Genomic DNA, 15,247 nt, shown 5'->3' with positions numbered 1-15,247 from the left:
AAACCCCCCGCCCGGGCCGGGGCTTTTTGGCCCCCCCCCCCCCCCCGGGGGCGCCCCCCCCCCCCCCCCGCGGCCCCCCCCCCCCCCCCCACCCCCCCCCCCCCCGGGGGGGCGGGGGGGGCCCCGCGAATGGGCCGCAAAGCGGCACCATCTATCACGCAACCTCAGCCGTGGTCTCGAAATCGAACACCAGTTCGTCGTCGCGCAAGTCGACATGCACCACCCCACCGTGCTCGGCCAGCTCGCCAAACAGGATCTCCTCGGCCAGCGGCCGCTTGATCTTGTCCTGGATCAGCCGCGCCATCGGCCGCGCGCCCATCTGCACATCGTAGCCCGAGGCCGCCAGCCAGCCGCGAGCGTCATCACTGACTTCCAGCAGCACACGTTTGTCTTCCAGCTGCGCCTGCAGTTCGATGAGGAACTTGTCGACGATACTCTTGATCGTCTCGTGGCTCAGGCGGCCAAACTGGATGATGGTGTCCAGACGGTTGCGGAACTCCGGCGTGAAGCTCTTGCGGATGACTTCCATGGCATCGGACGCATGGTCCTGATGGGTAAAGCCGATCGACGCCCGCGCGGCAGTTTCGGCGCCGGCGTTGGTGGTCATGATCAAAATCACGTTACGGAAGTCGGCCTTGCGCCCGTTGTTGTCGGTCAGGGTGCCGTGGTCCATCACCTGCAGCAGCAGGTTGAAGACTTCCGGGTGGGCCTTCTCGATTTCGTCGAGCAGCAATACGCAGTGCGGTTGCTTGGTGATCGCCTCGGTCAGCAAACCACCCTGGTCGAAGCCAACATAACCAGGAGGCGCACCGATCAGGCGCGACACGGTGTGGCGCTCCATGTACTCGGACATGTCGAAGCGCACCAGCTCCACGCCCAGGGCCTTGGCCAGCTGGCGCGCCGCTTCGGTCTTGCCCACGCCAGTCGGGCCGGCGAACAGGAACGAACCGACCGGCTTGTCCGGCGACTTGAGCCCGGCACGTGACAGCTTGATGGCGGTAGCCAGCGAGTCGATCGCCTGATCCTGGCCGAACACGGTCAGCTTCAGGTCGCGCTCCAGGTTACGCAGCAGCTCCTTGTCGGAACTGGTGACGTGCTTCGGCGGAATCCGCGCGATCTTGGCGACGATGTCCTCGACCTGCGGCACGTCGATACGCTTGACCCGGTTGGCCTCTGGCTGCAGGCGCTGGTAGGCACCGGCTTCGTCGATCACATCGATGGCCTTGTCCGGCATGTGCCGGTCATTGATGTAGCGCGAGGCCAGTTCGGCGGCGGCGCGCAAGGCTTCGTCGCTATATTCGATGTTGTGGTGGCTTTCGAAGCGCCCTTTCAGGCCGCGCAGGATGCCCACGGTGTCTTCCACCGAAGGCTCGCTGACATCCACCTTCTGGAAGCGCCGTGCCAGGGCACGGTCCTTCTCGAAGATGCCGCGGAACTCCTGGAAGGTGGTCGAGCCGATGCAACGAATCTCACCGGACGACAGCAGTGGCTTGAGCAGGTTGGACGCATCCATTACCCCGCCCGACGCCGCACCGGCACCGATGATGGTGTGGATTTCGTCGATGAACAGGATTGCCTGCGGGCGCTTGCGCAGCTCACCCAGCAGCGCCTTGAAGCGCTTCTCGAAGTCACCGCGGTATTTGGTCCCGGCCAGCAGCGCGCCGAGGTCGAGGGAGTACACCACGCTCTGCGCCAGCAGGTCGGGCACCTGGCCGTCGACGATGCGCTTGGCCAGGCCTTCGGCGATGGCGGTTTTGCCTACGCCAGCCTCACCCACCAGCAGCGGGTTGTTCTTGCGCCGGCGGGCCAGGATTTGCGCCACGCGCTCCACTTCCTGTTCGCGACCTACCAGCGGGTCGATACGGCCGGCACGGGCCAGCTCGTTGAGGTTGCTGGCATAGGCGTCCAGCGGGTTGCTGGAAGAAGCGGTATCGCCGCCCTCTTCGTCCTGCATTTCCTGGTCGCTTTCGGCATTCGAACCATGGCCCGGCACCTTGGAGATGCCATGGGCGATATAGTTGACCACGTCGATGCGGGCCACGCTCTGCTGCTTGAGCAGGAACACGGCCTGGCTTTCCTGTTCGCTGAAGATCGCCACCAGCACATTGGCGCCGGTGACTTCACGCTTGCCGGAGCTTTGCACGTGGAACACGGCACGCTGCAACACACGCTGGAAGCCCAAGGTCGGCTGGGTTTCGCGATCTTCATCGTTGACCGGAATCAGAGGCGTGGTGGAATCGATGAACTCTTGCAGGTCGTGCTTGAGTTTGTCGAGATTGGCGCCACAGGCGCGCAGAACGGTCGCGGCAGCCTCATTGTCAAGGAGTGCCAGCAGCAGATGTTCGACGGTCATGAACTCATGACGCTTCGAACGGGCCTCCTTGAAGGCAAGATTGAGGGTGACTTCGAGCTCGCGGTTTAACATAGCTTCACCTCATACCCAAGTGGTCGGCGATTAACCGTCCTTCTCGATTTCACAGAGTAGCGGATGCTGGCTTTCCCTGGCGTATTGGTTGACCTGCATAGCCTTTGTTTCGGCGATGTCACGGGTAAACAATCCGCACACTGCCCGCCCTTCGGTATGGACGGTCAGCATGATCTTGGTCGCCAGCTCGCGGTTCAGACTGAAGAACGTCTCGAGCACTTCGACGACGAAATCCATCGGCGTGTAGTCATCGTTGAACAAAACCACCTTGTACATCGGTGGCGCCTGCAGGATCGGCTTGGCTTCCTGAACTGCAAGACCTGAGCCGTCGTCCTCATTCGATTGCGGGCGATCCTGATTGAATGTTAGTCGAATCTCACTAGGTGCATGCATGGAAAGAATTTCATCATGATCGACAGGTTAAGGTTGTGGGTTGACTGCAAAGGCCGCCGCCGGAGCAGGCGCCGCGTGACCTTGACTATCGGCAAAACGGTGTTACAACCAATAAGAACCCACCGTGGTCGATAAAGATCCGCGCAGTCAACCAGATTTTTCGCAAGGTTCGTATGCGGATGACGTGGATGATACTCCAGTGATGGAGTCCTTTGCAGAGGGACATAGGGATGGCAAGCGGTAAAGTCAAGTGGTTCAACAATGCCAAGGGCTACGGATTCATCAATGAAGAGGGCAAGGACGAAGACTTGTTCGCTCATTATTCAGCCATCCAGATGGACGGTTACAAGACGCTCAAGGCCGGCCAGGCCGTGAGCTTCGAGATCATCCAGGGCCCCAAAGGCCTGCACGCGGTGAACATCAGCAGCGCCAGCGCTGCCACTGCCGTGAGCCCACAGCAGACCAGCAGCACTGCCGACGCCTGATCGGCCGCCTCGCCTGCCGGCAAACGAAAAACCGGCCGCTTCCCTGACAGAAGCGGCCGGTTTTGCGTTGCCTCACATGTGTTTGATCATTGCATCGCCAAAGCCTGAACTGCTCACCAGTGTGGCGCCGTCCATCAACCGTTCGAAGTCATAGGTAACGGTCTTGGCGGCAATCGCGCCGTTGGTGCCCTTGATGATCAGGTCGGCGGCCTCGGTCCAGCCCATGTGGCGCAGCATCATTTCTGCCGACAGGATGACCGAGCCGGGGTTGACCTTGTCCTGCCCGGCATACTTGGGCGCGGTGCCGTGGGTGGCCTCGAACATGGCCACGGTGTCGGACAGGTTGGCGCCCGGGGCGATGCCGATACCGCCCACTTCTGCGGCCAGCGCGTCGGACAGGTAGTCACCGTTGAGGTTGAGGGTGGCGATCACATCGTACTCGGCCGGGCGCAGCAGGATCTGCTGCAGCATGGCGTCGGCGATGGCGTCCTTGACGATGACCTCGCGCCCGCTTTTCGGGTTCCTGAACTTCATCCACGGCCCGCCGTCGAGCAGTTCGGCGCCGAATTCGTCACGTGCCACCTCGTAGCCCCAGTCCTTGAAGGCGCCTTCGGTGAACTTCATGATGTTGCCCTTGTGCACCAGGGTCAGCGATTCGCGGTCGTTGTCCACCACGTATTGCAGGGCCTTGCGCACCAGGCGCTTGGTGCCCTCGCGCGACACTGGCTTGACGCCGATGCCGCAGTCCTGGTCGAAACGGATCTTGGTGACGCCCATTTCCTCCTTGAGGAACTTGATCACCTTGTTCGCCTCGGGCGAACCGGCCTTCCACTCGATGCCGGCATAGATGTCCTCGGAGTTCTCGCGGAAGATCACCATGTCGACGTCACCCGGCTTTTTCACCGGGCTCGGCACGCCCTGGAACCACAGCACCGGGCGCAGGCACACGTACAGGTCCAGTTGCTGGCGCAGGGCTACGTTGAGCGAACGGATGCCACCGCCGACCGGGGTGGTCAGCGGCCCCTTGATCGACACCACGTAATCACGTACGGCATCCAGGGTTTCCTGGGGCAGCCAGGTGTCCTGGTCGTAAACCTGGGTGGCCTTCTCGCCGGCGTACACCTCCATCCAGGCGACCTTGCGCTTGCCGCCATAAGCCTTCTGCACAGCGGCGTCGACCACCTTGATCATCACGGGCGAGACATCGACGCCAATCCCGTCGCCCTCGATATAGGGAATGATCGGGTTGTCAGGCACGTTGAGCGAATGGTCGGCATTGACGGTGATCTTGGCGCCGTCGGTCGGAACCTTGATTTTCTGGTATCCCATGCTTGCACTACTCCGCTTTCGGGTGTGATTGGTCATCGTTCGATCCAATGAGACTAAACCACATCTGCCGAGGTGCAAGGCATGCGACAACCGACCACATTGCGGGTACGTCTTTGGTCTTATAAATGGGCCGATATCACTTGGCCTTGCTGATTAGCCCGAATGGTTTGGTATACTGCGCCGCGACCGAAGGGTCATCGGGGCGAATCCCAGGAAAATGCGGACCGCCCTCGGCCGGGAATGGACACCAAACCTGGCCACGAAGCCTGGCCACGAAGCCTGGGTTGTTACCGCAGCTCAGCACTTGACGCTCGACTGATGCATCCACCATCACCGCTCGCAGCCTCTCGACTTTCCGCTCATGGCGTTGCCAGGGCGATGCGCCTACCCTGCGCACCACGAGACTCGAGCACGCTCAGCACACAGAGAGTTAACCCGCATGCCCACCCGTTCCAAGATCATCTATACCTTCACCGACGAAGCCCCCGCCCTCGCCACCTACTCGCTGCTGCCGATCGTCGAAGCCTTCACCGCTTCGGCTGACATCGCCGTCGAAACCCGCGACATCTCCCTGGCCGGCCGCATCCTCGCCGCCTTCCCGGAGCAACTGGGCGCAGAGAAGCAAGTAGGCGATCACCTGGCGGAACTGGGCCAGCTGGCTACCACCCCTGAAGCCAACATCATCAAGCTGCCGAACATCAGCGCCTCGGTACCGCAGCTCAAGGCCGCGATCAAGGAACTGCAAACCAAGGGCTTCAACATCCCTGACTACGCCGACGAGCCGGCCACCGCGGAAGAAAAAGAATCGCGCGCCCGCTACGACCGCATCAAGGGCTCTGCCGTGAACCCGGTACTGCGTGAAGGCAACTCCGACCGCCGCGCACCGCTGTCGGTCAAGAACTACGCCCGCAAGCATCCGCACAAGATGGGTGCCTGGGCTGCCGACTCCAAGTCGCACGTTGCCCACATGACCCAGGGCGACTTCTACGGCAGCGAAAAAGCTGCCCTGATCGAAGCTGACGACAGCCTGCGCATCGAGCTGGTCGGCAAAGACGGCAGCACCACCGTGCTGAAAGAAAAGACCGCGGTCAAAGCCGCCGAAATCATCGACTGCGCCACCATGAGCCGCAAGGCCCTGAAAGCCTTCATCGCCGAGCAGATCGCCGATGCCAAGGCCGCCGGCGTGCTGCTGTCGGTGCACCTGAAAGCCACCATGATGAAGGTCTCCGACCCGATCATGTTCGGCGTCATCGTCGAAGAGTTCTACAACAACGTGCTGGCCAAGCACGCCGCTGCGCTGGCCGAAGTCGGCTTCAACGCCAACAACGGTATCGGCGACCTGTACGCCCGCATCAAGGACCTGCCAGCCGAGAAGCAGGCCGAGATCGAAGCCGACATCCAGGCCCTGTACACCCAGCGCCCGGCCCTGGCCATGGTCAACTCCGACAAGGGCATCACCAACCTGCACGTGCCGAGCGACGTCATCGTCGACGCCTCGATGCCGGCCATGATCCGCGACTCGGGCAAGATGTGGAACGCCGCCGGCGAACTGCAGGACGCCAAGGCGGTGATCCCGGACCGTTGCTACGCCGGCATCTACCAGGCCACCATCGAAGACTGCAAGGCCAACGGCGCCTTCGACCCGACCACCATGGGCAGCGTGCCGAACGTTGGCCTGATGGCGCAGAAGGCCGAAGAATACGGCTCCCACGACAAGACCTTCCAGATCAACGCCGACGGCGTCGTGCGCGTGGTCGATGGCAAGGGCAACGTGGTGCTGGAACAGCACGTCGAAGCCGGTGACATCTTCCGCATGTGCCAGACCAAGGACGCGCCGATCCAGGACTGGGTCAAGCTGGCCGTCAACCGCGCCCGCCTGAGCAACACCCCGGCGGTGTTCTGGCTGGACCCGGCCCGCGCCCACGACGGCGTGATGATCGAGAAGGTGCAGAAGTACCTGAAGGACCACGACACCGCTGGCCTGGACATCCGCATCCTGGCGCCGGTCGACGCCATCAAGTTCTCCCTGGCCCGCATCCGCGAAGGCAAGGACACCATCTCGGTGACCGGCAACGTACTGCGCGATTACCTGACCGACCTGTTCCCGATCATGGAGCTGGGCACCAGCGCCAAGATGCTGTCGATCGTGCCGCTGATGAATGGCGGCGGCCTGTTCGAGACCGGCGCCGGTGGTTCGGCACCGAAGCACGTGCAGCAGCTGGTGGAAGAGAATTTCCTGCGTTGGGACTCGCTGGGTGAATTCCTGGCCCTGGCCGCCTCCCTGGAGCACCTGGGCAACACCTACGACAACCCGCGCGCCAAAGTGCTGGCCAACACCCTGGACCAAGCCACCGGCAAGTTCCTCGACACCAACAAGTCGCCTTCGCGCAAAGTCGGTGGCATCGACAACCGCGGCAGCCACTTCTACCTGACCCTGTACTGGGCCCAGGCGCTGGCTGCACAGAACGACGATGCTGCCCTGCAGGCACGCTTCGCACCGCTGGCCAAGACCCTGACCGAGAACGAGGAGACCATCGTCGCCGAGCTCAACGCCGTCCAGGGCAAGCCGGCCGACATCGGTGGCTACTACGCCCCGGATGCCGAGCTGACCGCCAAGGTGATGCGCCCAAGCCAGACCCTGAACAGCGCCATTGCCGCCCTGTAAGGTTCGCTTGAGGTAACCGCACAAACCCCGGCCACGCACCGGGGTTTGTGCTTTCTGGATAAATGATTTCTAGCGGCCAACGCGAACCCTGTGGGAGCGGGTTTACCCGCGAATGCGTCAGTGGGCTCAGTATCGCATTCGCGGGTAAACCCGCTCCCACAGTATCCGTGCCAGCCCTTATGGAGCTGTTCATGACCTGGCAACCCCACATCACCGTCGCCACCCTCGTCGAACAAGACGGCAAGTTCCTCTTCGTCGAAGAATTCAAGGCAGGCCAGCATGTCTTCAACCAACCCGCCGGCCACCTCGAACCGAACGAAACCCTGCCCCAGGCCGCCCTGCGCGAAACCCTCGAAGAAACCGCCTGGGAAGTCGAGCTCACCGGCGTCGTCGGCATCTACCTGTACACCGCCCCGAGCAACGGCGTGACCTACCAGCGCATCTGCTTCGCCGCCCGCCCCGTGCGCCATCACGCCGAGCTGGCGCTGGACCGCGACATCGTCCGCGCCGTGTGGCTGACCCGCGACGAACTGCTGGCCGACCCCACCCGCTGGCGCAGCGAGCTGGTGCCACGCTGCCTCGACGACTACCTCAAAGGCCCGCTGCACAGCCTCGACCTGTTGCGCGACTGACGCGGCGCCACGGGTTTGATAGAATCGGCGCTTTTCCCCCTTGATACACACCGGTACCCATGACCAGCCCAGCACTCAAAGACCCCGCCAAGACCCGCGTCATCGTCGGCATGTCCGGCGGCGTGGACTCTTCCGTCTCCGCCCTTCTGCTCATCGAGCAGGGCTACCAGGTGGAAGGGCTGTTCATGAAGAACTGGGAAGAAGACGACGGCACCGAATACTGCACCGCCCGTGAAGACCTGGCCGACGCCCAGGCCGTGTGCGACCGCATCGGCATCAAGCTGCACACCGCCAACTTCGCCGCCGAATACTGGGACAACGTGTTCGAGCATTTCCTCGAAGAATACAAGGCCGGTCGCACGCCCAACCCGGACATCCTCTGCAACCGCGAAATCAAGTTCAAGGCGTTCCTCGACTATGCCCTGTCGCTGGGTGCCGACCTGATCGCCACCGGCCATTACGTGCGCCGCCGCGACACCGGCGAACTCACCGAACTGCTCAAGGGCCTGGACCCGAACAAGGACCAGAGCTACTTCCTGCACGCTGTCGGCGGCAAGGAAATCGCCCGCACCCTGTTCCCGGTCGGCGAGCTGGAAAAGCCCGAAGTGCGCGCCATCGCCGAAAAGCACGGCCTGGCCACCGCCAAGAAAAAGGACTCCACCGGCATCTGCTTCATCGGCGAGCGCCGCTTCAGTGATTTCCTCAAGCAATACCTGCCGGCCCAGCCGGGCGACATCGAAACCACCGAAGGCGATGTGATCGGCCGCCACCACGGCCTGATGTACCACACCATCGGCCAGCGTCAGGGCCTGGGCATTGGCGGCCTGAAGGACGCCGGCGACGAGCCGTGGTACGTGCTGCACAAGGACCTCAGCCGCAACGTGCTGGTGGTCGGCCAGGGTAACGAACACCCGTGGCTGTTCTCCCGCGCCCTGCTTGCCTCGGAAATCTTCTGGGTCAACCCGATTGACCTGAGCAGCCCGCGCAAGCTGACCGCCAAGGTTCGTTACCGCCAGAGCGACCAGCAATGCACCCTGGAGCGCACGGCAAACGGTTACCGCGCGGTGTTCGACGAACCGCAACGCGCCGTCACCCCGGGCCAGTCGGTGGTGTTCTATGACGGCGAGGTGTGCCTGGGCGGCGGCGTGATCGAAACCGCCGAGCCATGGAGCCCGCGCGCATGAGCAACCTGCAGGAGCAATTGATTGCCCTGGGCGGCGTGTTCCAGGCCGCCGTGCTGGTCGACCGCATCGCCCGCACCGGCCAGGCCAGCGAGGCCAACATCGGTTGCATGCTGGGCAGCCTGCTGGTGCGTGACCCCAAGGACACCCTGGAAGTGTTCGGCGGCGACGACCTGAACCTGCGCGACGGCTACCGGGCGCTGGTCGGCGCACTGGAGCGCGACCCCAGCAGCCTGCAGCGCGAGCCGCTGCGCTATGCCCTGTCGATGCTCGGCCTTGAGCGCCAGCTGAACAAGCGTGGCGACCTGCTCGACACCATCGGCAACCGCCTGCCGCAAATCCAGTCCCAGGCCGAGCATTTCGGCCTGGTTCATGAAAACGTCATCGCTTCCAGCGGAGCCTTGTACCAGGACACCCTGAGCACCTTGCGCCAGCGCATCCAGGTACACGGCGACATGCGCTTCCTGCAGCAGGCCAGCAACGCCTCGAAGATCCGCGCCCTGCTGCTGGCCGGCATCCGCGCCGCACGCCTGTGGCGCCAATTGGGCGGGCACCGCTGGCAGCTGGTGTTCAGCCGGCGCAAGCTGCTCAACGAACTGTACGACATGATGCGTAGCGCTAACTGAAAGGCTGTACCAGTCTCTGTGGGAGCGGGCGTGCCCGCGAAACAGGCAACTCGGTGGATGGCACCGGCTCCGCCGGTGTTCGCGGGCACGCCCGCTCCCACAGGGATCGCATCAAGCACATTTGTAGGCCCGACCTTTGGTCAGCCACCCGACTCGGGCGCATTTTTCATGTATGATATGCGCCCTTCCAAAAGCCTGACTGTCCGAGAACACCCCATGCAGCTTTCTTCGCTCACTGCGGTTTCCCCTGTAGACGGCCGTTACGCCGGCAAAACCCAGGCCTTGCGCCCCATTTTCAGCGAATTCGGCCTGATCCGTTTCCGCGCCCTGGTCGAAGTGCGCTGGCTGCAGCGCCTGGCCGCCCACCCGCAGATCGGCGAAGTGCCGGCGTTCTCCGCCGAAGCCAACGCCCTGCTGGACAGCCTGGCCAGCGACTTCAAGCTCGAGCACGCCGAACGCGTCAAGGAAATCGAGCGCACCACCAACCACGACGTCAAGGCGATCGAATACCTCCTCAAGGAGCAGGCCGCCAAGCTGCCTGAGCTGGCCAAGGTCAGCGAGTTCATCCACTTCGCCTGCACCAGCGAGGACATCAACAACCTGTCCCACGCCCTGATGCTGCGCGCCGGCCGTGACGAAGTGCTGCTGCCGCTGATGCGCCAGATCGCCGACGCCATCCGCGCCCTGGCCCACGCCCACGCCGATGTGCCGATGCTGTCGCGCACCCACGGTCAGCCGGCTTCGCCGACCACCCTGGGCAAGGAACTGGCCAACGTCGTGTATCGCCTGGAGCGCCAGATCGCCCAGGTTGCCGCCGTGCCACTGCTGGGCAAGATCAACGGCGCCGTGGGCAACTACAACGCCCACCTGTCGGCCTACTCGCAGATCGACTGGGAGCAGAACGCCCGCGCCTTCATCGAAGACGAGCTGGGCCTGCAGTTCAACCCGTACACCACCCAGATCGAGCCGCACGACTACATCGCCGAGCTGTTCGACGCCATCGCCCGCTTCAACACCATCCTGATCGACTTCGACCGTGATGTGTGGGGCTACATCTCGCTGGGCTACTTCAAGCAGAAGACCGTCGCCGGCGAAATCGGCTCGTCGACCATGCCGCACAAGGTCAACCCGATCGACTTCGAAAACTCCGAAGGCAACCTGGGTATCGCCAACGCGCTGTTCCAGCACCTGGCCAGCAAGCTGCCGATCTCGCGCTGGCAGCGTGACCTGACCGACTCCACCGTGCTGCGCAACCTGGGCGTGGGCTTTGCCCACAGCGTCATCGCCTACGAAGCCAGCCTGAAAGGCATCGGCAAGCTGGAAGTCAACGAAGCCCGCATCGCCGCCGACCTGGACGCCTGCTGGGAAGTGCTGGCCGAGCCGATCCAGACCGTGATGCGCCGCTTCAACATCGAAAACCCCTACGAGAAGCTCAAGGAGCTGACCCGTGGCAAGGGCATCACCCCCGAAGCGCTGCTGACCTTCATCGACGGCCTGGACATGCCAGCCGACGCCAAGGCCGAGCTCAAGCAGCTGACCCCTGCTACCTACATCGGCAACGCGGCAGCACAGGCCAAACGCATCTAAGCTGACCGTCGCGTTCAACGCCCGGCCTGGCCGGGCGTTTTTATTCCCGGACGAAAATTACGTTTTTTCAATAGGTTGAACATGAATCCTGATACTCCACTGCAGCTGCTCGGCGGCATCTCGGCCCGCGAATTCATGCGCGACTACTGGCAGAAGAAGCCGCTGCTGGTGCGCCAGGCATTCCCCGACTTCATCAGCCCGATCGACCCCGACGAGCTGGCCGGCCTGGCCCTGGAAGAGGAAGTAGAGTCGCGTATCGTGCTCGAGCACGGCGCGCATCCGTGGGAGCTGCGCCGCGGCCCGTTCAACGAAGACACCTTCGCCGAGCTGCCGGAAAAGGACTGGACCCTGCTGGTACAAGCGGTGGACCAGTTCGTCCCGGAAGTGGCCGAACTGCTGGAAAACTTCCGTTTCCTGCCCAGCTGGCGCATCGATGATGTGATGATCAGCTTCGCCGCCCCCGGTGGCAGCGTCGGCCCGCACTTCGACAACTACGATGTGTTCCTGCTGCAGGGCCACGGCCAGCGCAACTGGAAAGTCGGCCAGATGTGCAGCAGCGACAGCCCACTGCTGGAGCACGCCGACCTGCGTATCCTGGCCGAATTCGAGCAGAGCGATGAGTGGACCCTGGAGCCGGGCGACATGCTCTACCTGCCACCGCGCCTGGCCCACTACGGCGTGGCCGTGGACGACTGCCTGACCTACTCGGTCGGCTTCCGCGCGCCGAGCGCTGCCGAAGTGCTGACCCACTTCACCGACTTCCTCGGCCAGTTCCTGCCCGACGAAGAGCGCTACAGCGACGCCGACGCCCAGCCGGTCGCCGATCCGCACCAGATCCAGCACGACGCCCTCGATCGCCTCAAGGCCCTGCTCGACAAGCACATGGGCGACAAGGACCTGCTGCTGACCTGGTTCGGCCAGTTCATGACCGAGCCGCGCTACCCCGAGCAAATCGTCGGCGAAGAGCTGAGCGAAGACGAGTTGGTCGACGCCCTGGAGCAAGGCGCCATCCTCATCCGCAACCCGGCCGCACGCCTGGCCTGGTCGGAATTCGAAGACGACCTGCTGCTGTTCGCCAGCGGCCGCAGCTGCCCGCTGCCGGGCAAACTGCGCGAGCTGCTGAAGTTGGTTTGCGCGGCCGACGCCTTGCACATCGACAACCTGGGCGAATGGCTGCAGGATGAAGATGGCCTGATGCTGGTACAGCAGCTGGTCAAACAAGGAAGCCTGGGATTCGCCAATGAATAAGATTCGTGTGCGCCTCGCCGACTGGCACAAGGACAACGCCGACATCCGTCGTATCCGCGAAGCGGTGTTCATTGCCGAACAGCACGTGCCACCGGAGCTGGAGTGGGATTCCGACGACCCGACTGCCGCGCACTTCCTGGCCCTGGAGGGCGACTACCCGATCGGCACCGCCCGCCTGCTGCCGGACGGCACCATCGGCCGGGTCTCGGTGCTGAAAGACTGGCGCGGGCTGAAGGTGGGTGACGCGCTGATGAACGCGGTCATCGACGAAGCGCAGAACCGCGACCTGAAGCAGCAGATGCTCAGCGCCCAGGTGCACGCCACGCCGTTCTACGAACGGCTGGGCTTTCGCGTAGTCAGCGAAGAGTTCCTCGAAGCCGGCATCCCCCACGTGGACATGGTGCGCGACTCGCGCGCCTGATCCATGACCTCCCCTCAGGGGCCCTCACAAATTCTGAAAATTGTGGGGCCCCTGAGGGAGCGGGTTCACCCGCGAAGAGGCCGGCACAGCCAAGACATCACTCCTGACAAAAAACCTGTACATCCATCCAGATAAAACTTGCCTCCGCGCCCTCGCTTGCGCATCCTAGTGCCCATCACCCCCGATGAAGCGTCTGCGGCCATGCGCCTGTTCCTCTGCGAAAAACCCTCCCAGGCAAAAGACATCGCCAAAGTGCTCGGCGCCAACCGCAAAGGCGATGGCTGCTGGCAAGGTACCGACGTCTGCGTCACCTGGTGCATCGGCCACCTGCTGGAAACCGCCCCGCCCGACAGCTACGACGAACGCTACAAGCGCTGGAACCTGGCCGACCTGCCGATCATCCCGGAAAAGTGGAAGATGCTGGTCAAGCCCAAGACCGCCAGCCAGTTCAAGGCGGTCAAGCGCCTGCTCGGCGAAGCCCGCGAGCTGGTGATCGCCACCGACGCCGACCGCGAAGGCGAGATGATCGCCCGCGAACTGGTCGAGCATTGCCGCTACCGCGGCCCGGTGCAGCGCCTGTGGCTGTCGGCACTGGATGACGCGTCGATCCGCAAGGCGCTGGCGCGGCTGTTGCCCGGCCACGAAACCTTCAACCTGTACCACTCGGCACTGGGCCGCTCGCGTGCCGACTGGCTGATCGGCATGAACATGAGCCGGCTGTTCACCCTGCTGGGCCGCCAGTCCGGCTACCAGGGCGTGCTGCCGGTGGGCCGGGTACAAACGCCCACCCTGCGTCTGGTGGTGGACCGTGATCGCAGCATCGCCGACTTCGTGCCGGTACCGTTCTGGGCCATCGATGTGCAACTGCAGCACGCCGGCCAGTGCTTCAATGCCCAGTGGCGCGCGCCCGAGGACGCCTGTGACGACCAGGGCCGTTGCCTGAAGCATGAACTGGCCCGGCAAGCGGCCGCCGACATCGGCCAGGCCGGCACTGCCCGGGCCGTCAAGGTCGCCACCGAGCGTGTACGTGAAGCCGCGCCCCTGCCCTTCGACCTGGGCACCCTGCAGGAACTGTGCTCGAAAAAGTTCGGCCTCGGCGCCCAGGAAACCCTCGACATCGCCCAGGCGCTGTACGAAACCCACAAGCTGATCACCTACCCGCGCAGCGACTGCGGCTACCTGCCGCAAAGCCAGCACGCCGAGGCGCCGGCCATTCTCGCTGCCTTGCAGCGGGCCGATGCCAGCCTGGCGCCACTGCAGCCGTACCTGGAGCCGCAGCGCCGCTCACGGGCGTGGAACGACGCCAAGGTCGGCGCGCACCACGGCATCATCCCTACCGCCGCCGCCAGCGACCCGGCGCGCCTGCCAGCCAGGCACAAGGCGGTCTACACGCTGATCCGCGCCCGCTACCTGGCGCAGTTTCTGCCCAACCACGAGTACGACCGCACCCAGGCCGACTTCGACTGCGCCGGCCATGCCCTGCGTGCAGTCGGCAAGCAGATCGTCGAACCCGGCTGGCGCCGTGCCCTGCCCGAAGCACTGACCCCAGGCAAAGGCCGCGAGGCCCCACCGGCCCAGGTGCTGCCAGCGCTACGCGAGGGCCAGGACTGCGCCGTGCAGGGCCTGCAACTGAAAGACCTGTGGACCCAGCCGCCCAAGCCGTTCACCGAAGGTGACCTGATCAAGGCGATGAAGAACGTGGCCAAGCTGGTGGACGACCCACGGCTGAAGCAGAAGCTCAAGGAAACCACCGGCATCGGCACCGAAGCCACCCGCGCCAGCATCATCCAGGGCCTGCTCGACCGCGGTTACCTGGTAAAGAACGGCAAGGCGCTGGCGGCCACGCCGGCGGCTTTCAGCCTGATCGACGCCGTACCCCGGGCCATTGCCGACCCTGGGACCACGGCTATCTGGGAGCAGGCGCTGGACATGGTGCAAAGCGGCGAAATGACACTCGAAGCGTTCGTCACCCGGCAGTCGGCGTGGATGGGCAAGCTGGTCGAACGCTGCAGCGGCATGCGCATGACCATCAGCGGGCCGGCGGCCGGAGCCGCGCCGCCATGGAAGAAGAAACGCAGGGCTGGCGGGAAAGGCAAGGCGGCCACAGGCAAGCCAAGACAGCCCCGAAAAAGGCGACAAGCTGAAAATACCGTTTGAACCCGAAGCCAGCGCAGTACCTGTGGGAGATTCTATGGTTTTCAGCAAGCCAGTTTCCCGCCTTTGGTGACGTATTCGTCCTGATTTTTCATCAGGGC

General features: G+C 63.7%; 12 protein-coding genes. 9 read left to right on the top strand and 3 right to left on the bottom strand.

Going from position 1 to position 15,247, the window contains the following annotated elements:
* Positions 1–154: 154 nt before the first annotated feature.
* The gene (gene clpA / locus C6A77_RS23760; RefSeq protein ID WP_114171809.1) at positions 155–2,425 is read right to left on the bottom strand and encodes an ATP-dependent Clp protease ATP-binding subunit ClpA; all 2,271 of its coding nucleotides are present in this window, start codon (positions 2,423–2,425) and stop codon (positions 155–157) included.
* Between the two features lie 30 nt (positions 2,426–2,455).
* Positions 2,456–2,818, bottom strand: coding sequence for an ATP-dependent Clp protease adapter ClpS (gene clpS, locus C6A77_RS23755; protein ID WP_003251220.1), 363 nt, complete (start codon positions 2,816–2,818; stop codon positions 2,456–2,458).
* A gap of 230 nt (positions 2,819–3,048) precedes the next feature.
* On the opposite strand from clpS, the gene cspD reads away from it, so the two are divergent.
* Positions 3,049–3,303 (top strand): cold shock domain-containing protein CspD, encoded by a 255-nt coding sequence (gene cspD / locus C6A77_RS23750; RefSeq protein ID WP_114171808.1) that lies wholly within the window; start codon positions 3,049–3,051, stop codon positions 3,301–3,303.
* Positions 3,304–3,375: 72 nt separating this feature from the next.
* Here cspD and icd read toward each other — a convergent pair whose 3' ends face one another.
* Positions 3,376–4,632, bottom strand: coding sequence for an NADP-dependent isocitrate dehydrogenase (icd, locus tag C6A77_RS23745; protein WP_114171807.1), 1,257 nt, complete (start codon positions 4,630–4,632; stop codon positions 3,376–3,378).
* Positions 4,633–5,071: 439 nt separating this feature from the next.
* Between icd and C6A77_RS23740 the strand changes: the two genes are divergently transcribed.
* From C6A77_RS23740 to C6A77_RS23700, 8 genes are all read left to right on the top strand, one after another.
* Positions 5,072–7,297, top strand: a complete 2,226-nt coding sequence (locus C6A77_RS23740) for an NADP-dependent isocitrate dehydrogenase (protein WP_114171806.1) — start codon at positions 5,072–5,074, stop codon at positions 7,295–7,297.
* 191 nt (positions 7,298–7,488) lie between these two features.
* A complete protein-coding gene (locus tag C6A77_RS23735; RefSeq protein ID WP_114171805.1) occupies positions 7,489–7,929 on the top strand; it encodes an NUDIX hydrolase in 441 nt (146 codons plus the stop codon).
* Between the two features lie 59 nt (positions 7,930–7,988).
* Positions 7,989–9,113 carry a tRNA 2-thiouridine(34) synthase MnmA gene (gene mnmA, locus C6A77_RS23730; RefSeq protein WP_114171804.1) on the top strand — a complete coding sequence of 375 codons (1,125 nt, stop codon included), beginning with the start codon at positions 7,989–7,991 and terminating at the stop codon, positions 9,111–9,113.
* Positions 9,110–9,736 (top strand): high frequency lysogenization protein HflD, encoded by a 627-nt coding sequence (gene hflD / locus C6A77_RS23725; RefSeq protein WP_114171803.1) that lies wholly within the window; start codon positions 9,110–9,112, stop codon positions 9,734–9,736. Before mnmA ends, hflD begins: the two co-directional genes overlap by 4 nt.
* A 216-nt stretch (positions 9,737–9,952) precedes the next feature.
* Positions 9,953–11,323: an adenylosuccinate lyase gene (gene purB, locus C6A77_RS23715; protein ID WP_114171802.1), complete on the top strand. Its 1,371-nt coding sequence runs from the start codon at positions 9,953–9,955 to the stop codon at positions 11,321–11,323.
* Positions 11,324–11,404: 81 nt separating this feature from the next.
* The gene (locus tag C6A77_RS23710; protein WP_114171801.1) at positions 11,405–12,571 is read left to right on the top strand and encodes a cupin domain-containing protein; all 1,167 of its coding nucleotides are present in this window, start codon (positions 11,405–11,407) and stop codon (positions 12,569–12,571) included.
* The gene (locus C6A77_RS23705) at positions 12,564–12,992 is read left to right on the top strand and encodes a GNAT family N-acetyltransferase (RefSeq protein WP_114171800.1); all 429 of its coding nucleotides are present in this window, start codon (positions 12,564–12,566) and stop codon (positions 12,990–12,992) included. Before C6A77_RS23710 ends, C6A77_RS23705 begins: the two co-directional genes overlap by 8 nt.
* 201 nt (positions 12,993–13,193) lie before the next feature.
* Entirely contained in the window at positions 13,194–15,149 is a 1,956-nt protein-coding gene (locus C6A77_RS23700; protein WP_114171799.1) for a DNA topoisomerase III, read from the top strand.
* Positions 15,150–15,247 lie beyond the last annotated feature (98 nt).

The sequence above is a fragment of the Pseudomonas sp. AFG_SD02_1510_Pfu_092 genome, assembly GCF_003331055.1.
Taxonomy (GTDB): Bacteria; Pseudomonadota; Gammaproteobacteria; order Pseudomonadales; family Pseudomonadaceae; genus Aquipseudomonas.
This window is presented reverse-complemented; position numbering and strand designations above follow the sequence as displayed.

Coding starts and splice junctions, on each gene's coding strand:
- clpS (WP_003251220.1), bottom strand. CDS start 2,818: ATGCATGCACCTAGTGAGATTCGACTAACATTCAATCAGGATCGCCCG.
- C6A77_RS23705 (WP_114171800.1), top strand. CDS start 12,564: ATGAATAAGATTCGTGTGCGCCTCGCCGACTGGCACAAGGACAACGCC.
- cspD (WP_114171808.1), top strand. CDS start 3,049: ATGGCAAGCGGTAAAGTCAAGTGGTTCAACAATGCCAAGGGCTACGGA.
- C6A77_RS23735 (WP_114171805.1), top strand. CDS start 7,489: ATGACCTGGCAACCCCACATCACCGTCGCCACCCTCGTCGAACAAGAC.
- C6A77_RS23740 (WP_114171806.1), top strand. CDS start 5,072: ATGCCCACCCGTTCCAAGATCATCTATACCTTCACCGACGAAGCCCCC.
- clpA (WP_114171809.1), bottom strand. CDS start 2,425: ATGTTAAACCGCGAGCTCGAAGTCACCCTCAATCTTGCCTTCAAGGAG.
- C6A77_RS23700 (WP_114171799.1), top strand. CDS start 13,194: ATGCGCCTGTTCCTCTGCGAAAAACCCTCCCAGGCAAAAGACATCGCC.
- C6A77_RS23710 (WP_114171801.1), top strand. CDS start 11,405: ATGAATCCTGATACTCCACTGCAGCTGCTCGGCGGCATCTCGGCCCGC.
- mnmA (WP_114171804.1), top strand. CDS start 7,989: ATGACCAGCCCAGCACTCAAAGACCCCGCCAAGACCCGCGTCATCGTC.
- icd (WP_114171807.1), bottom strand. CDS start 4,632: ATGGGATACCAGAAAATCAAGGTTCCGACCGACGGCGCCAAGATCACC.
- hflD (WP_114171803.1), top strand. CDS start 9,110: ATGAGCAACCTGCAGGAGCAATTGATTGCCCTGGGCGGCGTGTTCCAG.
- purB (WP_114171802.1), top strand. CDS start 9,953: ATGCAGCTTTCTTCGCTCACTGCGGTTTCCCCTGTAGACGGCCGTTAC.